The organism is Modestobacter lacusdianchii, from assembly GCF_054177765.1.
The window spans coordinates 46,392-68,149 of record NZ_JBJJTJ010000020.1 but is presented as its reverse complement, the minus strand read 5'-3'; the positions used below and the strand labels follow the sequence as shown (position 1 = coordinate 68,149).

The window sequence follows — 21,758 nt, the reverse complement described above, 5'->3', positions numbered from 1 at the left end:
CACATCAGCCACGCGCCCGGGCCGCGACTTCACGGTCCCGGTCGAGAGGTGAGTCAGGATCGGTCGGCCAGCCAGGCTGTAAGGGCGTCGGGCGTCAGCGGCGGTGCGTAGTAGTAGCCCTGCGCGAAGTCGCAGTGCAGGTCGAGCAGGGCGAGGCGCTGGGTGTCGGTCTCGACGCCTTCGGCGACGGCGCGGATGCCGACGGCGTGGGCCAGTTGCACGCAGCTGGTCACGATGGCCGAGTCGCCGCGGTCCGTGCCGAGTCCGGCGACGAAGGAGCGGTCGATCTTGAGTTCGTCGACGGGAAAGCGCTTGAGGTAGGTGAGGCTGGCATAGCCGGTGCCGAAGTCGTCGACCGCCAGGCCCACGCCGAGTGCCTCAAGGGCGGTGAGGGTGGTCAGTGCAGCGTCGGGATCGTCCATGAGCGCCGTCTCGGTGATCTCCAGGGTCAACGCTGCCGGGTCCAGGCTGTGCCGGGTGAGGGCGGCGGTGACCACGCCCAGGAGTTCGGGATCGGCGAGTTGGCGGGGGGACAGGTTCACCGCCATCTCCAGCGACAGGCCATCGACGTCCTGCCATCGGGCGGCCTGGGCGACGGCTTCGTTCAGTACCCAGGCGCCCAGCTGCCGGACCAGCCCGGACTCCTCGGCCACCTCGATAAACTCAGCAGGCGGCAGCAGTCCTCGAACGGGATGCGCCCAGCGCACCAGCGCCTCCACGCCGGCCGCACGCCCGGTGCGCAGGTCCATCCGCGGCTGGTAGTGCAGCCGCAGTTCACTGGAGTCGATACCGCGCCGCAGCTCACCGAGCAGCAGCAGCCGGTCCGCCGCGGGATCGGTGGAGGCAGGGTCGTGCAGCTCCCAGCAGTTGCGCCCGCGGGACTTGGCCCGGTACATCGCGATGTCGGCGTGCCGCAGCAACCGCTCCGGAGTCTCCTCGCCATCGGCGACCGCGGCTCCGATGCTGGCCGAGACCATGATCTCCAAGCCCTGGAGAATCACCGGCGCGGTGAGCACCTCGAGCAGGCGCTCCGCCATGGTGGTCGCGTGCTCGGCGTCGCCGAGTGCGTCCAGAACCACGAACTCGTCGCCGGCGAGCCGGGCGATGGTGGCCGTGTCCCGCACGGCGGATCGCAGACGCTCCGCCACGACGATGAGCAGCTCGTCCCCGGCGGCGTGGCCGAGGCTGTCGTTGACGGCCTTGAAGTGGTCCAGGTCGACGAACAGCGCCACCGGGCGGGCACTCGGCTCGGCGAACGTCGCCTCCAGCTGCAAGGTCAGCCCGGCGCGGTTGGGCAATCCGGTCAGCGGGTCGTGCAGCGCCAAGTGCTGGAGGTGCGCCTCGGCGCTGGCCCGGCGGGCGTCGGACTCCTCCGCCCGACGCAGCGCCTCCACCAGCTCTCTCTCGTACTGCCGCCGTTCGTGCGCACTGAAGATGATCACCCGGACGGCCGCCGGGCTCGAGTCGGTGGCCGGGGTGCGGGCCGCTGACAGTAGAGCCGCCCGTCGTGTGCCGTCCGCTCCGACCACGTCGACGGCAATCTCGGCCACGGCACCGGTCACCGACAGCTGCGGCGTGCAATGGGTGGCGAACAGGATCCGGTCACCGACGGGCAGCAGCTGCTGCAGCCGAGTGCCCATCAGATCCTCACGGGGATGGCCGGTCCAGGACAGGAACGTGTCGTTGACACCGGTGATCGTGCCGTCGTCCGCGGTGACCAAGTAGCCGCACGGCGCCTGCTGGTACAGCGCCTCGAAGTCGACGTCCACCGGGCCGGTGTCGCTCACCGATCCGGCCGCAGGTAGTGCCGGATCGCCGTCGCGGTCTCCTCCGGCGCGCTGACGTGCGGGCAGTGCCCGGTCGCAGCCAACTGGACCAGCGTGCTGCCGGCCAACTGCTCGTGCACGTACTGCCCGACCTCGAGTGGGGCGAGCATGTCATCGGAGCACTGCAGGATCAGGGCCGGCGTGCTGACCTGCGGTAGCAGCGACCGGGTGTCGGAGAGGAAGGTCGTCCGGGCGAAGTGGTGGGCGATGTCGGGGTCGGTCTGGCAGAAGCTGCTGGCCAGCTCGGATCCCAGCTCAGGGCAGTCCGGATTGCCCATCACCATCGGGGCCATGGCCGCCGCCCAGGCGAAGTAGTTGCTGTCCAGCGACGCGAGCAGGTCGTCGATGTCGGCGCGGGAGAAGCCGCCCACGTAGCCGGTGCTCGGGTCGTCGATGTACGACGGCGACGGGGCCACTAGAACCAGGCGGGAGAAGCGCGACGGCTCAGCGGCAGCAGCGACGACGGCCATCATCGCGCTGACGCTGTGCCCGACCAGGACGACGTCGCGCAGGTCCATCTCCGCGCACAGTTCCAGGATGTCCCGGGCGTAGCCGTCCAGGGATGCGTATTTGTCGCGTTCGTACGCCGCCGAGTCCGACCGGCCGGCACCGACGTGGTCGAAGAGTACGACCCGGTAGTCTTCGACGAACGCCGGTAGCACCCGTCGCCACATGTCCTGGTCACAGCCGAACCCGTGCGCGAACAGCACCACCGGCCCCTCGGCCAGGCCGGCCGTCGTCACGTTGTTGCGCTCAGCCACCGTCGAGACCTGCATCACGACCTCCATTGCCATCCACTCGAGAGCTTCCCCGGAACGTCGAGTACGAGGACATCGACTCTGTTCTCAACGGCTGCGTGGCGAGGGGCCTTGAGGGGCATCGACGTGTCGCTCACCCCGAGGAGTTGATGGGCAAGAACCCGACGTCGGACCCGGACAGGGACATCAGGGTCAATCTCCCGCCCAGTCGCGCAACCAGGTCGACAGTCGGGGTTCTCAGAGGGGGGTGCCACGCTGGACGGGCGACTGGACGCCTGGTCGCGGGAGAGCCCGCGCGGAGTAGCAGCCGCGGACGCTCGGGGCCGACTGGCCCCCCATCTCGCTCGGACGGGGCTGGTCGCCGACCCCGCTCGATGCGGTGGTCACGGCCTTGGACTGCCGGTTCCCGATGCTGGTCATGGCGGGTCCGGAGTTCGTCATGATCTACAACGTCGCTTGACCGGCCGACCAAGACACGCGTGTAATGCCTGTCCTCGGCATCGGGCGCATTCAGCTGCGCAGCTCGAGCCGGAGGAGAGCAAAGGTTGTCATTATGGCTCAGGTGCCATCGGATCAAGATGCCAGCGCCGCACGGCAACTTGCGGCGCAGCCTTACGGGCTTGCGGCATCGGAGGACACCGGAAGATGGCGGGACGAAGCGCTGTGCGCGGAGACCGACCCCGAGGCGTTCTTCCCGGAGAAGGGCGGCTCGACGCGTGAGGCGAAAGAGGTCTGCGCCGACTGTTCGGTTCAGATCGAATGTCTTGAGTACGCACTCGCCAACGACGAACGATTCGGCGTCTGGGGTGGGCTTTCCGAGCGGCAGCGTCGTCGGCTTGCTCGCCGCACTGTCTCTTGACCACAATGACTCGGACGAATCCGCAATCTCGGGGTTGGCTTTGATCCTCGGTTCACATTGCCGCTGACTTTGTCGACGAGGCGTCACAACCTCCCGCGGCGATGCTGCCCCAATCATGATGGTGGCCATAGCCGGCAAGCGTGTGAGTCGGTGACCATCCGGCCGGCACTGGAACGAGTACGTGCTGTTTCGTCCTTGCCGGGCCTGTCCCATTGCAAGCGTCCTGCGCGAACGACGGGGGCGCTGTCGCACCGTGAGCGATCGTGAAGCGACTCCGGCGCAGGGCGGAGACGAACCTAATCGGCGAGCAAGTGGCAGCTTTCGCGGCCCGCACGGCCTTACCGTCGGTGTCGCACGACTGATCGCAGCGCAACTCAACCATTCAAAGCTCTTCAACGCCTTCGAGCAACTAAAACGCCGGCACCTCGCGCATTGACTCAGATCGGCCACTCTCCGGCGTTCGAGCACTCCCAGATAGAACGGCACGCATGCTACCTTCGGAGGTAGGTCGGGCCCCGCTTCGCGGGGCCCATCGGCGTTTCTAGGGGTGACTTGTTGGTCACTGTTGGGTGGCGTTGAGAATGCATGGCGGGATGAAGATTTACGCCGGCGCGCCGGCGGCTGCCCGGCAGTACGTGGAGGCCGACCGCGGTCGGGCGGATGACTACTACCTCACCGAGGGCGCCGGTGTCGCCCGCCGGTTCGCCGTCACCGAGGGGCGGGTGACCGAGCTGGCGCCGCTGACCGGTGACGCCTACGAGACGTGGGTTGCCGGCTGTGACCCGGGCACCGGCGAGCCGCGGGGGCACCTGCGGGACGACGACCGGGCCGTGCGGTTCGTAGAGGTGGTGGTCAACGGCCCGAAGACGTGGTCGCTGGCCGCGGCGCTGCATCCGGACATCGCGACGGCTTACGACGCGGCCCAGGCCCGGGCGACCGAGCAGATCATCGGCTGGCTCGGGCAGCACGCCACCACCCGGGTCGGTCCGCGCGGCGGGCAGGTGCCGGTGCCGGTGCAGGTGGCCGAGGCGGTGACGGTGGCGCACTACACGTCGCGGGCCGGGGATCCGCACCGCCATCTGCACCTGCAGATCAACGCCCGGGTGTTCGCGGCAGGGAAATGGCGCGGCCTGCACACCGTCGGCGTCCGCGATTCTCTGGCCGCAATCAACGGAATCGGGCACGCCGCGGTCGCCTGTGACCCGCAATTCCGGGCTGCGCTCGCCGCCCACGGGTATGCGTTGAACGCCGATGGGGAGATACGGCAGCTGGCGGCTTTCGTCGGCCCCTTCAGCGCGCGGACCGCGCAGATCGCCCGCAATATCGATCGGTACGAACGAGAATGGGTCGCGGCGCATCCCGGCGAATCCCCCGGCCCCGGGTTGCGCCGCTCCTGGGACGCGCGAGCGTGGGCAGCAGGCCGCCCGGACAAGGTGCTGCCCCAGCCCGGCGAGGACCTCACCGCACGGTGGGCGGCCGAGCTGGTCGCCCTGGGCTACCGCGACCGGAATGTCCCCGCCGGCCTGACACTCACCCCGGTGGGCAGCCTGGACCGGGAGCAGATCGTGGGCCGGGCGCTGGCCCGGCTCGGCGCCGCCCGCTCGGCGTGGAACGCCGCCGACGTGCGCGGGGAGGTCGAGCAGCTGCTCGCCGCCGCCGGCATCGTCACTGACCCGACGGTGCGAATCGAGCTCGCCGAAGACCTCACCGCCCGCGCGATGGACCGGTGCGTGCCGCTGCTGGACCGCGGCGGGCTGCCCGAGCATGTCCGGGCCTGGACCTCAGGACCGGTGCTCGCCGTCGAGGACGACCTCACCGCCCGCCTCGCCGCCCGCGCCGCCGCGCGCCCGGCCGGCGCCGGTGACACCGACCCGATCCCACCGGCCGAGGCCGTAGCCGGTGCCACTCGGCTGGATCCCGGGCAGGCCGCGGCGGTCGCCGCGCTGGCCGGCCGGCGGCGCCTGGTGGTGATCGAGGGCGCGGCCGGCGCCGGCAAGACGACCACGCTGGCCGCCACCAGGAATGTGCTCGCCGGGCAGGGCCGCCGGCTGGTGGTGGTGACCCCGACGCTGAAGGCGGCCCAGGTGGCCGCCGCGGAGGTCGGCGCGGTCGCCGGCTCGGCGGCCCGGCTGGCCTTCGAGTACGGCTGGCGCTGGAATGCCGACGGCGCGTGGACCCGCCTCGCCGCCGGCCACACCGACCCGGTCACCGGCCGCGCGTACGTCGGGCCCACTGGAGGCGCGCGGCTGCGTCCGGGGGATCTGTTGGTCGTGGACGAGGCGGGGATGCTGGATCAGGACACCGCCCACGCCCTGCTGACGGTCGCCGACGAGTGCGGGGTGCACGTCGCCCTGCTCGGTGACCGGCATCAGCTGCCGGCGGTCGGTCGCGGTGGCGTCCTGGACCTCGCCGCGGCCCAGGTCGACCCGACCGAGCACCTGACACTGGTCGGGGTGCACCGCTTCACCCGCACCGACGGCCGGGTGACGGTCCCTGACACCGAGTACGCCGACCTGACCCTTGCGATGCGCTCCGGCGAGAACCCCGGCACCGTGTTCGACGCGCTGCTGGCCCGCGGGCAGATCCGGCTCCACCCCGACCCGCAGGCGCTGCAGGAGGCGCTCGCCGCCGGCGCGGCCGACGGCTACACCGCGGGCGAGCGGGTGGCCGTGGTGGTCGCCACCCGCGAGCAGGCCGCCGCCCTCAACGCCGCCATCCGCGACCGACTCATCACCCAAGGCCGGGTCGATGACCGGCGCGTCGTGGTCACCGGCGCGGGGGAGCGGATCGGCGTCGGCGACCGGATCGCCACCCGCCGCAACGACCGCGACCTGGCCGTCGCGAACCGCGACGTGTGGACGGTCACCGGCGTCGACGCCGACGGCGGGCTGCTCGTCACCCCCGCCAGCACACCGCATGTCACCCCCGCCGGCGGCGCGTTCGCCGCTGTCACCCCCGCTGTCACCCTCGCCGTCACCCCGGCCGGGACAGGGGCGCGGGTGCTGCCCGCCGACTACGTCACCGCGCACGTGGAACTGGCCTACGCCACCACCGCGCACGGCACCCAAGGCGACACGGTGACCGCCGCACACCTGGTGGTCGGCGAGGACACCGGAGCGGCCGCGGCCTACGTCGGGATGACCCGCGGCCGTACCGCCAACACCGCCCACCTCGTCGCGACCGACCCCGCCGAGGCGCGCCAGCAGTGGCTCACGGTCTTTGCCCGCGACCGCGCCGATCTCGGCCCGGCGGACGCCGCCCGGCTTGCCGCCGCCGAGGCCACCCACTACGCCCAGCAGCGCCCGCTGGAGCAGGCGCTCGCCGACCTGCATCAGGCCTGGACGGCCGAGCAACGCTGCCTGGATCGGCTCGCCCACGACCTGCCGCGCCGGGACGCGCTGCGCGAGATCGTCGCGCTCGAGTCCGCGAACGCCTACCGGGCCGCCGCGCTGACCGAGGCATACCGGCAGACAAAAATCGACGCCCGCCACGCCACGGCGCGGGCCGACGCCAGCGGCGCGGCTGTCACGGCCGAGACCGACCGGATCCGCGACACGCTGCTCGACGGCTGGGACACCGGGCGTGACGCCGCCCGCGACGCCGCGCAGATCGTGCTCGACGGTCCCGGCCGGCTCCGGCTGCGGCGGGCGGCGGTGAACCGGGCCGGCGAGCAGATGGTCGACTGGGCGGACGCCTGGCGGCCCTGCCTGCCGGCCATGCCTACAGACCCGCAGCAGATCGCGCGCCTGGCTGACCGGTCCGACGACCGGCCGCGGTTGTGGACCGCCGTCGACTCCTACGCCCGCCAGCACGCCGAGGACGCCCACCCGGAGCACGCTCGGTTGCGCGCGGCCGCCGACGCCGCCCAGGAGGCCCACCGGCACGCCGGGGCCGCGGTGGCCGACGCCCGCCGTCAGCACGAGGACCGGCTCGCCCGCTTCGGATCTCTCGCCTGGACCCTCGACCCGGCGGAGCGACTGGCCGACACCGACCGGGAAATCGCCACTGTCCACACCGAACTGGCCGCCGTCCGCGCTCGCATCGCGAGCCTGAGGGCCGAGCCTGCTCTCCTCGCCCAGCTGGTCGATCAGCTGGCCAGAGAGCGTGACCACTGGCGGGCCCGCCACGACCCCGAGCTCGCCACCGACCTGACACTCGCCTCCCGGTCGGCGCCACCGCAGCTGGTCGTCCGGCCGCCGCGGCCCGAGGACGTCCGACGGCTTGCACTACATCCCGAGCCGGGCCTGGGGATGTCTCGGTGAATCCCCAGGGGGACGGGAGCCGGAAGACAAGTCCCATGCGCGGTGTCAGCGTTCGGGTCAGCAGACGAGCCGAGACTGCGCTGGCCAGGGCCAGATTCACAACCAGGGAGGCGATGAGCGGTGGCGTCGATCGCAAGGCGGCCTGACGGCACATACCGGCCGCGGTACCGGGACGAGAACGGCAAGGAGCACGCCCGCCACTTCAAGCGGAAGATCGACGCCCAGCGGTGGCTTGATGAGGTCACCGCGGCGATAGTGACCGGCGACTACGTCGACCCCGGGGCTGGAAAGATCACCTTCAGGGCCTGGTTCAAGGCGTGGTCCGACCGACAGGTGTGGCAGCGCGGGACGATGCTCGCCGCTCAGCAGGCGGCCGGCTCGGTGACGTTCGCCGACGTGCCGATGCGCCAGATCCGTCCATCTCACGTGCAGCAGTGGGTCAAGGTCATGTCCCAGCCGGCGAGTAGCCGTACGTCCGGGCTGGCCCCCAGCACAATCCGGACCCGATACAATTACGTCCACATGGCGATGCGGGCCGCCGTCGTCGACCGGATCATCAAGTCGGACCCATCGGCTGGCGTGCCGCTGCCGCGAGCGCGCAAGGCGTCGGCAGCCATGATGATTCCCGCCATCGACGAAGTCGGGCGCGCGCTCAGCGTCGCACCGGCGTGGTTCCGGCCGTTCATCGCCGTCTGCGCCTTCGCCGGGCTCCGGTTGGGCGAGGCGGCCGGGCTGCGGCTGGAGGACGTCGACTTCCTGCGTCGGACCATCGCCGTCCGCCGCCAGCTGCAGGGCGAGAACCGCGCGACGATCGAACTCGTGGCGCCCAAGTTCGGCTCCGAGCGGGTGGTCTACCTCCCGGCGGAGCTGGTCGATCTGCTGGCCCAGCACGTGCAGCGAGCGGGAGTCCAGCAGGGTGACTGGATGATCGCCAATGCCGGGCAGCCGCTGAACCGGAACTCGGCAGGCCACCAGTGGCGGGAGGTCCGCAAGGCGGCCGGGCTGGGCGGGTACACGCTTCATGACCTGCGGCACTTCTACGCGAGCGGGCTCATCGCGTCGGGATGCGATGTGGTGACCGTGCAGCGGGCGCTCGGGCACTCCTCGGCGACGATCACGCTCGGCGTCTACTCCCACCTTTGGCCTACAGCGGAGGACCGCACGCGCGCCGCAGCGGGCGACCTCATGGCCGCCGCGCTGGGCGCTTCTGCGGACTCCCTGCGGACTAAGGGACTCTGACAAGCCGCTGACCAGGAGAGATGTGAGGAATCAGCGGTAGTTGTCGAACTGCAGGGCGATCTCGAAGTCCTTGCTCTTCAGCAGCTGCTGGACCGCCTGCAGGTCGTCGCGCTTCTTGCCGCTGACCCGCAGGCTGTCGCCCTGGATCTGGGCCTGCACGCCCTTGGGGCCCTCGTCCCGGATGGCCTTGGCGATCTGCTTGGCCTTGTCCGAGGCGATGCCCTGCTGGATCCGGGCGGAGATCTTGTAGACCTTCCCGGAGGCCTGCGGCTCGTCGGCGTCGATCGCCTTCATGGAGATGCCGCGCTTGACCAGCTTCTCCTTGAACACCTCCAGCGCCGCGGCCACCCGCTCCTCGGTGTCGGCCTGCAGGGTCACCCCCTCCTCGCCGGCCCAGGCGATGGTGGCGTTGACGCCGCGGAAGTCGAACCGCTGCGACAGCTCCTTGCCCGCCTGGTTCAGGGCGTTGTCGACCTCCTGCCGGTCGACCTTGCTCACCACGTCGAAGGACGCATCGGCCATGTCGGTTCCTCCTCAGCGGGGACGACGCGCCTGCCGGTGCCCCGGCAAGAGCCTGTCCCCCGTCTTGTAAGCTCTCCCGGTACCACCACGGCGGGTTGCCCGAGTGGCCAATGGGAGCGGACTGTAAATCCGTCGGCTTAGCCTACGAAGGTTCGAATCCTTCACCCGCCACGCCTGGTACGGCGGCCCCCGACCACACGGTCGGGGGCCGCTCTCGTTCCCGGGCGCCGAACGTCCTCAGGGGATGGTCGGCGCGCGTGCGCTGGCCACCGCGGTGCGCTCCAGCGGCTCCCCGCCCAGGAAGAGCCAGCCGAAGGCGATCGGCACCGACCGGGTGCAGCGCACCGTCACCTCGGCGCCGGTGGTCTCGGCCGACCAGCTGTCCAGGGCGACCCCGGCGTCGGCCAGCTGGTCGGCCACCGCGGCCTCGGCAGCCGCCCGGGTGAGCGGCAGCTCCGCGCCGACCCCCTGGGCGTAGACCACGGCCTCGTCGGCCTGGTTGGCCGCGGCGAGTGCGGCCCCGTCGCAGATCGACTGGACCTCCTGCTGCTCCAGGAAGGCGTCGGAGGCGGCGATCGCACCGAGGGCCATCAGGGCTGCGACCAGCCAGCAGACCAGCACGAAGGGCAGCGTGGACCCCGCCTCCGGGTCCGGGGTGCCGGGTCGCTGGCGTCGCACGCGCGCAGCCTAGAGGCCGCCGCGCCGCACCGTCCGCGTCGTCCACCGACTGTGGACAGCGGCTGTGGATGATGTGGACGACGGCCTCGCCCGGGCGGCGCGGAGTCAGGCGGCCTGTGGACGACGCCCCGGCGCGCCCCGCTCGGGCCCCAGACTGCCGGCATGGCGATCGAGGTGCTCCCCGCTCAGCTGCACGCGCTGGCCGAGCTGCTGGTGGCTGCCGCGGAGCGCGCGGGGCGGACGGCAGGTGCCGTGCCCGGCGCCCCGGTGGGCGGCCCGCTGGGGGCGGCCACCGCCGGCTTCGGCGAGGGCGTCCAGACCGCGGGGCGCTGCCTGGCCGGTGAGCTGTCCTGGCTCGGCGAGGTCGTCGCGGCCGCGGCTGACTCCTGGCAGCGGCTGGACGGGTCGCTGGAAACCGTGGCGGCCACGGGCGTGCCGCGGTGAACGGGCTGCTCGCACCGCCGGTCCCGCTGCCCGACCCGCCCGGCTCCCTCGCTGCCCTCGACGACCTGGTCGGTCAGCTCGCCTCGGCCGGCTACACGGCCGGCCTGACGGTCCACCTGCTGGGGGCGGCGGCGGTGGTCCCGGGCTGGCAGGGGGCTGACGCGGCTGCGGCGGCTGCCGAGGTGGCCGCGGCGACCGCCGTCGCCGGCGAGCTGCACGGCGCGCTGGTCTCCGCCTGGTCTCGGCTGGGCGAGCACCGGGAGGTCTGGCAGCGGGTGGTGGCCCGGGTGGCGGTGCTGCGCGAGCAGCAGCGGGCCGACGTCGCCGACGCCGCGGTGCGGATCGCGGTGCTGGTCGGCCCGGCGCTGGAGCACGGCAGCCCGGGACCGGGCGAGCCCGCTGCCCGGGCGCTGGCCGGCGCGGTGGCGACGGCCGACGACGCCCGGGCCGCCGAGCACCGGGCCCTGCTCGCCGCACTCGCGGAGGACGCCGCGGACGCAGCGCGGGTGCTGGCCGCCGCGCTCGGCCCGCTGGGCGGCGACGTCCGGCCGGGCGGCGACGCCCGGCTGACGGCCCGGCTGGCCGGCCGGCTGCCCGGCTGGGGAGAGGGTGCGCTGGCCGACCTGGGCGGTCAGGCGGCCGGGGAGCTGTCCGGCCGGCTCACCGCAGCGGAGCTGCACGCCGTCGCCGGGCGCTGGGCGGGGTACGCGGAGACACCGGCCTTCGTCGACGAGCTGCTGGGCCGGCTCGGCGCCGACGGGGTCGGTTGGCTGCTGACCGTGCTGGGCACCCGGGCGACCGGCGCCGAGGACGACGCGCTGACCGGGCTGCTGGCCACGGCCGTGGCCACGGCGACGTCCGCCGGTGGGCGGGGCGCGGAGGTGCTGGCCACGGTCCGCCTGGACCGCGACGACCCGGACGGCGCGGTCGACGTGCTGGGGGTCGGCATGGGGCTGGTCCTCGCTGGCGTGGTGGCCCGCCGCGGAGCGCCCGCCACTGCAGGGCTCGCGGCCGGCTGGGGCCGCCAGCTGCTCGACCGGGAGGCGGCGCTGGGCGCCGGGGTCACGGCCCGAACGACGGCCACGCTGCCCGACCCGCTGGTCAGCGTGCTGCGGGTGGTGGTCGGTGGGGCAGACCCGGCAGCGGCGGCGCGTCTGCTGGGCACCGCCCGCTCCTGGTCGACGCTGATCTCCCGCTCCTGGCCGGACGGCGGGGCCGATCTGGCGGCGACGGTGCGCCTGGCGGCCGGGGCGCCCACCGCCGGTCAGGTCGCGGAGGCCGGCCTCGTCGCACTGGGGGAGGGGCTGGCGCCGGGCTCTCCGGCCAGGGTGCTCGTCGACCCCGAGGTGCTGGCCGTGGTGGGCGCGCCCCTGGCAGCTCTCGTGGCCGACCAGCCGGACGTCGTCGTCCCCTTGCTGGCGCGGGCGTCGAGCGGGGTGTCCGGTGCGCTGTCGCCGGAGGCGGACACCGCACTGCGCGGCCTCGCGCACCTGCTCACCGACGTGGCGCGGGACGAGGTGGTCACGACCGCCCTGGCGGCGGCGCTCGCCGGCGGCGCGGCCGGGGCGGCGGCCCCCGCGGTCGCCGGCGGCCACGTCGCGGTGCAGGAGCACGCGCAGCGGCTCGGGTACGCGCTGGAGTTCAGCCGGGCCCAGAGCCGGGCGGTGGACGTCCAGATGATCTGGTCGATCGGGGTGGAGCTGCCCGCCACGGCGTTGGCCCGCGGCCGGGCGGAGGAGGTGGTGGGGGCCGTCCTGGACGGCGTCGCCACACTGCTGGACGCCGACGGCGAGGTGGACCTCGGCCCGGACCTCGGGCGGGTGCGCACGGCGGTCGACGCGGAGCGCTGGGCGGTCCAGACGCTGGGCGGGGGAGTCGACGGCGTCTCGGTGGGCTCCGGTGCCCGAGGCGGGTTCACCGCGGCGCTGCACACCCTCGGGACGGTCTCCCCGCCGGTCCCGGGGCCGCTCGACTGGGTCGACGACCTGCCGATCCAGGAACGAGAAGACCGGCAGCGCCCACGCACCGTTCCGCGTCGGTGACGATGGAGGTCACGCAAAGTAGCGACACGGCGAAAACCGTTCCCTCCGGCGTGTCAATGGTTGCCTCGTGTGGGTGACACCCTGCAGTCTCCTCATAGCGGTCTGTGCCGGACGACGCTCTGCCCCCGCGTGGGCGGCTGCCGCGCCCCACACCCCGTCATGCCCTCTGGAGGCGTCATGTCCAGCACCACCTCGCTCACCGCCGCCCGCCCCGCCGCCGCCGACCGCGGCTGGCGCTGGTCCCGCGGCTGGCGCTGGAGCCGCTGACCCGGTGGGTGCGGCCCCCTGGTGGGGCCCTGCACCATCGAGTGAGCCTGCTGCTCCACGGCCGGTGTCGCTGCTACCGTCGGGCGACACCGCCTCCCGACAGACAGGCTCACGTTGGCCGAGTTCTCGGCACGTCCGGCCCCCGAGACCAGGGGGAAGGCGCTGTTCCGGCGCCCGGAGACGATCTTCGCCGTCGCGTGCGCGACGGCGGTCGTGTTCGGTGCACTGACTCTCCCGCACGCCTGGGCGACCCCGCCGGTGTGGGCGGTGCTGGCGCTGTTCGCCGCCTTCCTGCTCACCGAGTCGGTCCAGCTGGACATCGAGTTCCGCCGGCAGACCTTCTCGGTCTCGCCCTCGGAGGTCGCTCTCCTGGTCGGGCTGGTCGAGGTCGGCGGCGTCTGGACGGCGGCGGCCCGGGTGGGCGCCGTCGCCATCGTCCTGACGCGCCAGTCCCTGCCGCTGCCGAAGATCGGCTTCAACCTCTCGCTCGCGGTGGTCGAGGTCTGCGCGGCGGTGCTGGTGCTGTCCTGGTTGCCGCCGCTGGACCTCGGTCAGCCGTCGAGCTGGCTGTCGCTGGCGTGCGCGCTGGTGGGCGCCACCTTCGTCGGGATGCTCCTCACCTGCCTGGCCATCTCCCTGGCCGGCGGCTTCCCCGGGTGGGGGTTGCTGCTCGGCATGCTCCCCGCGCTGGCCGTGGCTCCGCTGAGCGTCGTGGTCGGCGTGGTGGCCCTCCTGCTGACCCGGCAGACGCCGTGGGGGTGGGCGTTGATCGTGCCGCTGGTGCTCGGTGTCCTGGCGATCTTCCGCCAGGGGACGCAGGCCCAGCGAGAGCGTCGGACGGTCCAGCAGGTGTACGACTTCGCCCGGCGGGTGGAGCTGGTGAGCCCGGACGAGAGCGGCACCCGGGAGATCGTCCGCGCGGTCCGGGAGCTGCTCAACGCCGATCGGGTGGCCCTGTGGTTGCCGCCGTACCTCGACGAGGGGCCGCTGCTGGTGGTCGATGCCGCCGACGGTGACCTCGCCTGGTACGACGGCCCGGGCGACCCCGACGACCTGGTGCGCCGGCGGGCCCTGGCTCCCGAGGCCACCGGTCCCGTGCTGCTGTCAGCGGCTCGGGCGGACGCCGTCGAGCTCGCCGCGCTGGGTCGGCGCGGTGCTCGCGAGCTCCTCGGCGCTCCCGTCGTGACCGCGGCCGGGGAGCCGGGGTACCTCGAGGTCTGCGACCGGCGCAGCGACGTGATGACCTTCGGCGCCGGCGAGCAGGGCGCGCTGGACTCGATGCTCACGCACGTCAACGCCGCGATCCGCCAGCAGCAGCTGCTCGCCCAGATCCGGCATGACGCCGACCACGACCGGCTGACCGGGCTGCCCAACCGGCAGCGGCTGGCGGCGGAGATCGACGCGGTGCTGTCCGTCGAGCCGGAGACCGCCCGGGCCGGTCTCGTGCTGGCCGCGCTGGACGGCTACACCGACGTCACCGACACCCTGGGGCATGCCGCCAGCGACGAGCTGCTGCTGGTCACCGCCGGGCTGCTGCGCGAGCACGCGCCCCCGCAGGCACTGGTGGCCCGGATGGAGGGTGGCCAGTTCGCCGTCCTGCTGCCGGGGCTGCCCCTGCCGGCCACCGAGCGCGCGGCCCGCCGGCTGCGCGAGGCCGCCTCGACCCGGGCGCGGGTCGCCGGGCTCGACCTGGAGGTGTCGCTCACCATCGGGGTCGCCGCGGCGCCGGTGCACGGGTCCGGGGCCGGGACGCTCATCCAGCGTGCCGACGTCGCCCTGCTGGCCGCGCACAGCTCCGGGGGAGTGGCGACCTACCACCCGGTGCTGGACCAGCAGAGCCTGCGCCGGCTGCAGCTGGGCACCGAGCTGGAGACGGCGATGGCCGAGGGGCAGATCACCGTGGTCTTCCAGCCGATCGTCGACACGCGGACCGCCGACATCGTCTCGGTGGAGACGCTGGTGCGCTGGGCGCACCCCCGGTACGGCGAGATCCCGCCCGACGACTTCATCAGCCTCGCCGAGCAGATCGGCCGGATCGGGCCGCTCACCGACCACGTGCTGGACAAGGCGCTGGACCGCTGCCGCCGCTGGCTGGACCAGGACATCGCGCTGTCGGTGGCGGTCAACCTCTCCGCGCGCTGCCTGGTGCAGCCGGACCTGGTGGACCGGGTGCGGTCGGCGCTGCGCCGGCACGGGGTGCCGGGCGAGCTGCTCACCCTGGAGCTGACCGAGGGCAGCGTCGTCGACGACACGGTGCGCAACAGCACCGTCCTGGCCGACCTGCACGCCCTCGGGCTGCGGCTGTCGATGGACGACTTCGGCACCGGCTACTCGTCGCTGTCCCAGCTGCGGCTCCTGCCGATCGACGAGCTGAAGATCGACAAGTCCTTCGTGCTGGGCATGTCGACCAGTCAGAACGAGTCGTTCATCGCCCGCTCCATCGTGGAGCTGGCCCACAACCTCGGGCTCCGGGTGGTGGCCGAGGGCGTCGAGGACGAGGTCACCCGCGACCTGCTGGCCCAGATGGGCTGCGACAAGCTCCAGGGCTTCCTGGTCAGCCGGCCGCTGCCGGACGACCGCCTGGAGGGCTGGTTGCTCGCCCGGACCGGTGTCCGGGCCCCGGCGCCGGGCGCCACCCACCGCCGGTTGTTCGTCCGGACCTGAGGGAGGACCAGCCCTGCTCCCGCCGCGGGCCGGCGCACGGCAGACCCCCTGCGGAGCGGCCGAGGGCATCAGGTACAGTTCTCCACGGCTCCTCGGAGCAGGCCCCTTTAGCTCAGTCGGCAGAGCGTCTCCATGGTAAGGAGAAGGTCTACGGTTCGATTCCGTAAAGGGGCTCGTACGACGACCACCGGTCCAGTCGCGAGACCGGGCCGGGCGGTCACCCGGCGGTGTAGCTCAGCCTGGTAGAGCAAGCGGCTCATAATCGCTGTGTCACCGGTTCAAGTCCGGTCACCGCTACTCCAGACGGACCCCGCTCGCGGGGTCCGTCGTCGTGTCCGGCTCCTGCCGCACACGGGCACCACCCGATGTCGAGGACCTCTCGACCACCGGTCGTTCCACACCCGACAAGGCGAGGATGCGCTCATGGCAGCCACTGACGTCCGTCCGAAGATCACCCTGGCGTGCCAGGAGTGCAAGAACCGCAACTACATCACCCGCAAGAACCGGCGGAACGACCCCGACCGGATCGAGCTGAAGAAGTACTGCCCCACCGACCGCAAGCACACGGTCCACCGCGAGACGCGCTGACCGCAGCGGTCGCCGCAACATCAGCCGGCTGAGAGGGCGGGAGCATGGCGCTGGACGCAGGACTGGTCGGGCGCAGCTACCCGCCCTCTGCCGTCTACGAGGTCGGTCGGGAGAAGATCGCCGAGTTCGCCACGGCGCTGGGTGACCCCGACCCGGTGTACCGCGACCCCGCCGCAGCGCGCGCGGCCGGGCACCCGGACGTGATCGCGCCCCCCACCTTCGCCATCGTGCTGAGCCTGGGCGCGGGCAACGTCGTCGTGGACGACCCCGACGTGGGCATCGACTACGGCCGGGTGGTGCACGGCGAGCAGCGCTTCACCCACCACCGCCCGATCCGGGTCGGTGACCGGCTGGTGGCCACCGCCACGATCGACGCGGTCAAGACCGTCGCCGGCAACGACATGCTCACCACACGGGTCGACCTGGCCACCGAGGACGGCGAGCCGGTCTGCACCACCCGTTCGATGCTCGTCGCGCGGGGCACGGCGTGAGCGGGCGCCCGGTCGACGTCCAGGTCGGCACGGAGCTGCCCGAGCAGACCTCCCGGGTGACCCGCGCCGACCTGGTCCGCTACGCCGGCGCCTCAGGCGACTTCAACGTCATCCACTGGAACGAGCGGGTCGCTCGCGACGTCGGGCTCCCCGACGTGATCGCCCACGGCATGCTCACCGCCGGCCTCGCCGCCCGCGCGGTCACCAGCTGGGCCGGTGACCCCGGCGCCGTCGTCGACTACCACGTGCGCTTCAGCCGGCCGGTGGTCGTGCCCGACGACGACGCCGGCGCCGAGCTGACCGTCCGCGGCCGGGTGGCCGCCCTGCTCGAGGACGGCCGGGTGCGGGTCGACCTCACCGTCACCAGCGGGGGCGAGAAGGTGCTGTCGCTCGCCCGCGCCGTGGTCGCCCTCGGCTGAGCCGGTCCCGGTGAGCACGCCGCCGGGAGCGGCCGGGCGGACCACGGCCCTCGCGGCCGCGGTCGCGGTCGCACTGCTGGTCTCCGGCTGCACCTCCCCGGGTGAGCCGTCGGCCGAGCCGACTGCGGCGCCGACCGGGGTCGGGAACTGCCCGGTGGAGCGGGCCGAGCCCGATCCCGCACGCCCGGTGGTCGAGCTGGCGTTCTCGCTCTCCGACGACCGTCGCACGGTGACCGGCACCGAGACCGTGCGCTTCACCGCCGACCTGCCGACCGACGAGCTGGTCTTCCGGCTGGTCCCGAACGCCCCGGACGCCGCCGCGCTGGGCAACCGGCTCACGGTCGACCAGGTGCGTGGCGCGGACGTGGACGACGGCGGCTACGAGAGCGCGCAGGCCGCCGCTCCCGGTGGGCTGTACGTGGTCGCCCTGGACGACCCCCTGGTCGCCGGGGAGTCGACCGAGGTGGCGCTGGACTTCACGCTCCAGCTGGGCGGGGCCGGCTTCGAGCGGGTCGGTACCGCGCAGGACGTCACCTGGTTCGGCAGCGGAGCACCGCTGCTCGCCTGGGAGCCGGGCGTCGGCTTGGCCCGGGACCCCTTCGTGGCCGTGCTGGGGGAGACCGCGACCAGCCCGGTCAGCGACACCACGATCACCGTGGACGCCCCGGCCGGGCTGACCGTGCTGATGACCGGCGACCAGGAGGAGCCCACCCGGGCGCGGGCGGGCCGCCGCACGTGGCGGTCGCACGAGCCGGTGGCGCGGGACGTCAGCGTGGCGGTCGGCGCCTTCCGCACCGCGGAGACCGAGGTGGCGGGCGTCCGGGTCACCACCGGTGTCCTGCCGGGCTCTGGAAAGGACCCCGCGCGGCTGGCGCGGGCCACCGGGGAGGCCATCGAACTGCTGGCCGACCGGTTCGGGCCGTTCCCCTACGCCACGCTGACCGTGCCGTGGCTGCCGGACCTCGGCGGCGGGATCGAGTACCCGTCGTCGGTGCTGATGGCCAGCGACCAGGACGTCGTGCTGGTGCACGAGGTGGCCCACATGTGGTTCTACGGGATGGTCGGCGACTCGCAGTTCCGCGACCCGTGGCTGGACGAGGCGTTCGCCGGCTACGCGGAGTCCGTGACCGCGGAACCGCCTGCCGGACGGGTGACCCGGGCGCTCGGTCAGGAGGGGGACGTCGGGGCATCGATGGCCGAGCACGCCGACGACCGCAGCTACGTGCAGGCCGTCTACGTCAAGGGTGCGGCGATGCTGCTGACCGCCCGGGAGGCAGCGGGCGCCGATGCCTTCGACGCCGCCCTGCGCTGCTACGTCGACGCCACGGCCTGGCAGATCGCCACCCCCGCGGACGTGGCCGCGGCGCTGGCCGACCTCCCTGCGGCGCTGGCCGTGCTGGCAGCCGCCGGGGCCCTCGACCCGGCGGACCTGCCGCGGTGACCGGAGGGCGGTCCCACCCCGGGTGGGGGAGTCCCGGCGGGCCTGCCGGGGCGGGCGTTGGCTGGCCGCCCCGGCGGTCCCGTACACTCGTCGTCCTGGAGCCTGAAGGGCCCCGCCACCGGCGTGCCCCGGAGGCCCCTCTCGAGGGTGCGTCGCAGGACGGGGCCATGCCGTCGGGCGGGTCCGGGCGTCCCCTAGGGGTGTAGCTCAATTGGCAGAGCAGCGGTCTCCAAAACCGCAGGCTGCAGGTTCAAGTCCTGTCACCCCTGCCACGACCGACGACAGCCCGTCGTCACCCACCCGGCCCAGCCGGCCCAGGTGGACCCGACCGAGCCGACCGAAGTGAGCGAGGCGCTGTGAGCGAGAAGGACGGCGAGCCGAACGGCGAGCAGCTCGACTCCGAGCGACTCGACGCCGAGCAGATCGACGCCGAGACCCCGGGCGTCGACGACGCGGGCGAGCTCGAGGCAGCCGAGGCCGAGGTCGCCGAGGACGCTCAGGACGACGAGGACAAGGTGGTCGCCGCCCCGACCCGCCGCCGCGCCCGCGGTGCCCGCCCGGCCGGTCGTCCGGCGGAGTCCGGCCGCACGGGTGAGGGCACCCGCACCCGCGCGGAGGCCGAGCGCGCCCGCGCCGCCGAACTGCGCCGCAAGCGCAGCATCGGCCGGTTCCTCCGCGAGGTCGTGGCCGAGCTCCGCAAGGTCATCTGGCCCGGGCGCAAGGAGCTCATCACCTACACGACCGTGGTGATCGTCTTCGTGGCCGTGATGGTGGCCATCGTCGCCGGCCTGGACATCCTCTTCGCCCAGGGCGTGCTCGCCGTCTTCGGCTGACCCGCCCCCGCGACTGCACGCCACCCGAGAAGGAAGAGACCCTGTGACGGACCCCCGCGAGCCCTTCGAGACCGACAGCGCGGTCGAGGGCACCGACCTCGACGACGCACGAGCGGACGTGCGCGGCAGCGCCGACCTCGAGACGGGTGCCGGCGAGACCGGGTCCGCCGAGGGGTCGACCGACACCGCCGACCAGGACACCGACACCGGGGTCGCCGACGTCGTCCCCGAGGTCGAGTCCGGCGAGCCGGGCACGCTGGCCGGCGACCCGCTGCCCGAGCCGGCCCCCGACCACGACCCGCTCGTGACCGAGGCGCTCGAGTCCGCCGACGAGGAGGACGAGGACCCGGCCCAGGCCCTGCGCAAGACGCTGCGCAACCAGTTCGGCGACTGGTACGTGATCCACTCCTACGCCGGCTACGAGAACAAGGTGAAGACCAACCTCGAGTCGCGGATCACCTCGCTGGACATGGAGGACTACATCTTCCAGATCGAGGTGCCCACCGAGGAGGTCACCGAGATCAAGAACGGCAAGCGGACCCAGGTCAACCGCAAGAAGCTGCCCGGGTACCTGCTCGTCCGGATGGACCTCAACGACGAGTCCTGGGGTGCGGTCCGCAACACCCCCGGCGTCACCGGGTTCGTCGGCGCCACCTCCAAGCCCTCGCCGCTGAGCATCGACGAGGTCGTCAACCTGCTCGTGCCGGCGACCACGGCCAAGCCGGCCGTCGCCGCCGAGGCGACCCCGGTGGCCGGCCCGGCGCCCGTGGTCGAGTTCGAGGTCGGCGAGTCGGTCACGGTCATGGACGGCCCGTTCGCGACGCTGCCGGCGACCATCAACGAGATCAACCCCGAGCAGCAGAAGCTCCAGGTGCTCGTCTCCATCTTCGGCCGCGAGACCCCGGTCGAGCTGTCGTTCACCCAGGTCTCCAAGATCTGATCGAGGCCCCGGCGCTCCCCGACGCCCGTACCATCGTGTCGGGGCCCTGCGACGGGGCCGTTCCATCCCGTCACCAAAGAAGGAAGTCATGCCCCCCAGGAAGCGGTTGACCGCGGTCATCAAGCTCCAGATCAACGCCGGTGCGGCCACCCCCGCGCCGCCCGTGGGCCCCGCCCTCGGTCAGCACGGCGTGAACATCATGGAGTTCTGCAAGGCGTACAACGCCGCGACGGAGGCCCAGCGCGGCAACGTCATCCCGGTCGAGATCTCGGTCTACGAGGACCGGTCGTTCACCTTCGTCACCAAGACGCCGCCGGCAGCGCGCATGCTGCTCAAGGCCGCCGGGGTCGAGAAGGGGTCGGGCGAGCCGCACAAGACCAAGGTCGCCACGGTCACCCGTGACCAGGTCCGCGAGATCGCGCAGACCAAGATGGCCGACCTGAACGCCAACGACATCGACCAGGCCGAGAAGATCATCGCCGGCACCGCCCGGTCGATGGGCATCACGGTCAAGTGACGCAGGCCGCCAGCTGACGGCGGCATCGCACCACCCGGGTCCGTGCGGACCCGGCCAGCACTCGTGGGAGGGCCCAGCCAGGCCCGCGCACCACGCGACCCCCGTCCCGGGGGGAAGGAGAACCACCATGGCGAAGCACGGCAAGAACTACCGCAAGGCCGCCGAGCTGGTCGACGCGGACACGCTGTACAGCCCGCTGCAGGCGGCCGGTCTGGCGAAGCAGACCTCGACCACCAAGTACGACGCGACCGTCGAGGTCGCGATCCGGCTCGGCGTCGACCCGCGCAAGGCCGACCAGATGGTCCGCGGCACGGTCAACCTGCCGCACGGCACCGGCAAGACCGCCCGCGTGATCGTCTTCGCGACCGGCGACAAGGCCGCCGAGGCCGAGGCCGCCGGCGCTGACGTGGTCGGCTCCGACGACCTGATCGAGCAGATCCAGGGCGGCTTCCTGGACTTCGACGCCGCGATCGCGACCCCCGACCAGATGGCCAAGGTCGGCCGCATCGCCCGGATCCTCGGCCCCCGTGGCCTGATGCCGAACCCGAAGACCGGCACCGTGACCCCCGACGTCACCAAGGCCGTCAACGACATCAAGGGCGGGAAGATCAACTTCCGCGTCGACAAGCAGGCCAACCTGCACCTGGTGATCGGCAAGACCTCCTTCGACGAGGCCAAGCTGGTGGAGAACTACGCCGCCGCCCTCGACGAGGTGCTCCGCGCCAAGCCGTCCGCGGCCAAGGGCCGGTACGTCAAGAAGGTCACCGTCTCCACGACGATGGGCCCCGGCATCCAGGTCGACCCGAACCGCACCCGCAACCTGCTGGTCGACGAGCCCTCCGCCTGACGGAGGCTCCCGTCCTCCTCACCCTCGCCGGGTGAGCCGCAGGACGAGGCCGTGACGGCGCCGCTCACTCCCCGGGGAGCGGCGCCGTTCGTCGTCCTCGGGTTCCGGTGACCCCCGTGAC

18 protein-coding genes and 4 tRNA genes are annotated in these 21,758 nt (G+C 72.8%); 18 read left to right on the top strand and 4 right to left on the bottom strand.

Annotated elements, in window-relative coordinates; translation table 11 throughout:
* Positions 1–53: 53 nt before the first annotated feature.
* Entirely contained in the window at positions 54–1,787 is a 1,734-nt protein-coding gene (locus ACJTNH_RS14790; protein WP_458176894.1) for an EAL domain-containing protein, read from the bottom strand.
* Entirely contained in the window at positions 1,784–2,602 is an 819-nt protein-coding gene (locus ACJTNH_RS14785) for an alpha/beta fold hydrolase (protein ID WP_458176892.1), read from the bottom strand. Before ACJTNH_RS14785 ends, ACJTNH_RS14790 begins: the two co-directional genes overlap by 4 nt.
* Positions 2,603–3,137: 535 nt before the next feature.
* Between ACJTNH_RS14785 and ACJTNH_RS14780 the strand changes: the two genes are divergently transcribed.
* The 3 genes from ACJTNH_RS14780 (at position 3,138) to ACJTNH_RS14770 (ending at position 8,944) form a co-directional block, all read left to right on the top strand.
* Entirely contained in the window at positions 3,138–3,443 is a 306-nt protein-coding gene (locus ACJTNH_RS14780; protein ID WP_458176890.1) for a WhiB family transcriptional regulator, read from the top strand.
* A gap of 593 nt (positions 3,444–4,036) precedes the next feature.
* Positions 4,037–7,705 (top strand): MobF family relaxase, encoded by a 3,669-nt coding sequence (gene mobF, locus ACJTNH_RS14775; RefSeq protein WP_458176888.1) that lies wholly within the window; start codon positions 4,037–4,039, stop codon positions 7,703–7,705.
* Between the two features lie 120 nt (positions 7,706–7,825).
* The gene (locus tag ACJTNH_RS14770) at positions 7,826–8,944 is read left to right on the top strand and encodes a tyrosine-type recombinase/integrase (RefSeq protein WP_458176886.1); all 1,119 of its coding nucleotides are present in this window, start codon (positions 7,826–7,828) and stop codon (positions 8,942–8,944) included.
* Positions 8,945–8,974: 30 nt separating this feature from the next.
* Here the strand turns inward: ACJTNH_RS14770 and ACJTNH_RS14765 are convergent, their stop codons facing one another.
* The gene (locus ACJTNH_RS14765; RefSeq protein WP_458176884.1) at positions 8,975–9,466 is read right to left on the bottom strand and encodes a YajQ family cyclic di-GMP-binding protein; all 492 of its coding nucleotides are present in this window, start codon (positions 9,464–9,466) and stop codon (positions 8,975–8,977) included.
* An 89-nt stretch (positions 9,467–9,555) separates the two neighbouring features.
* Here ACJTNH_RS14765 and ACJTNH_RS14760 point away from each other — a divergent pair.
* Positions 9,556–9,637 (top strand) — tRNA-Tyr (locus ACJTNH_RS14760).
* Between the two features lie 66 nt (positions 9,638–9,703).
* Here the strand turns inward: ACJTNH_RS14760 and ACJTNH_RS14755 are convergent.
* Positions 9,704–10,144 (bottom strand): pilus assembly protein TadG-related protein, encoded by a 441-nt coding sequence (locus ACJTNH_RS14755; RefSeq protein WP_458176882.1) that lies wholly within the window; start codon positions 10,142–10,144, stop codon positions 9,704–9,706.
* Between the two features lie 162 nt (positions 10,145–10,306).
* On the opposite strand from ACJTNH_RS14755, the gene ACJTNH_RS14750 reads away from it, so the two are divergent.
* From ACJTNH_RS14750 to rplA, 14 genes are all read left to right on the top strand, one after another.
* Complete coding sequence (locus tag ACJTNH_RS14750; RefSeq protein ID WP_458176880.1) at positions 10,307–10,588, top strand: hypothetical protein; 282 nt, start codon at positions 10,307–10,309, stop codon at positions 10,586–10,588.
* Positions 10,585–12,630: a hypothetical protein gene (locus ACJTNH_RS14745; RefSeq protein WP_458176878.1), complete on the top strand. Its 2,046-nt coding sequence runs from the start codon at positions 10,585–10,587 to the stop codon at positions 12,628–12,630. Before ACJTNH_RS14750 ends, ACJTNH_RS14745 begins: the two co-directional genes overlap by 4 nt.
* Positions 12,631–13,011: 381 nt before the next feature.
* Positions 13,012–15,561 (top strand): putative bifunctional diguanylate cyclase/phosphodiesterase, encoded by a 2,550-nt coding sequence (locus ACJTNH_RS14740; RefSeq protein WP_458176876.1) that lies wholly within the window; start codon positions 13,012–13,014, stop codon positions 15,559–15,561.
* 101 nt (positions 15,562–15,662) lie between these two features.
* Positions 15,663–15,735: transfer RNA gene (locus ACJTNH_RS14735), tRNA-Thr, on the top strand.
* Between the two features lie 49 nt (positions 15,736–15,784).
* Positions 15,785–15,858 (top strand) — tRNA-Met (locus ACJTNH_RS14730).
* 126 nt (positions 15,859–15,984) lie between these two features.
* Positions 15,985–16,149, top strand: a complete 165-nt coding sequence (rpmG, locus tag ACJTNH_RS14725) for a 50S ribosomal protein L33 (protein ID WP_014742879.1) — start codon at positions 15,985–15,987, stop codon at positions 16,147–16,149.
* A gap of 44 nt (positions 16,150–16,193) precedes the next feature.
* Positions 16,194–16,640 carry an FAS1-like dehydratase domain-containing protein gene (locus ACJTNH_RS14720; protein WP_458176874.1) on the top strand — a complete coding sequence of 149 codons (447 nt, stop codon included), beginning with the start codon at positions 16,194–16,196 and terminating at the stop codon, positions 16,638–16,640.
* Entirely contained in the window at positions 16,637–17,059 is a 423-nt protein-coding gene (locus ACJTNH_RS14715) for a MaoC family dehydratase (protein ID WP_458176872.1), read from the top strand. Before ACJTNH_RS14720 ends, ACJTNH_RS14715 begins: the two co-directional genes overlap by 4 nt.
* Before the next feature lie 10 nt (positions 17,060–17,069).
* Complete coding sequence (locus tag ACJTNH_RS14710) at positions 17,070–18,500, top strand: M1 family aminopeptidase (RefSeq protein ID WP_458176870.1); 1,431 nt, start codon at positions 17,070–17,072, stop codon at positions 18,498–18,500.
* Between the two features lie 196 nt (positions 18,501–18,696).
* Positions 18,697–18,772 (top strand) — tRNA-Trp (locus ACJTNH_RS14705).
* A gap of 84 nt (positions 18,773–18,856) precedes the next feature.
* Entirely contained in the window at positions 18,857–19,333 is a 477-nt protein-coding gene (secE, locus tag ACJTNH_RS14700; RefSeq protein WP_458176868.1) for a preprotein translocase subunit SecE, read from the top strand.
* A 43-nt stretch (positions 19,334–19,376) separates the two neighbouring features.
* Entirely contained in the window at positions 19,377–20,273 is an 897-nt protein-coding gene (nusG, locus tag ACJTNH_RS14695) for a transcription termination/antitermination protein NusG (RefSeq protein ID WP_458176866.1), read from the top strand.
* An 88-nt stretch (positions 20,274–20,361) separates the two neighbouring features.
* A complete protein-coding gene (gene rplK / locus ACJTNH_RS14690) occupies positions 20,362–20,790 on the top strand; it encodes a 50S ribosomal protein L11 (RefSeq protein ID WP_222194254.1) in 429 nt (142 codons plus the stop codon).
* A gap of 127 nt (positions 20,791–20,917) precedes the next feature.
* Positions 20,918–21,637: a 50S ribosomal protein L1 gene (rplA, locus tag ACJTNH_RS14685; RefSeq protein WP_458176864.1), complete on the top strand. Its 720-nt coding sequence runs from the start codon at positions 20,918–20,920 to the stop codon at positions 21,635–21,637.
* The last annotated feature ends 121 nt before the right edge of the window (positions 21,638–21,758 follow it).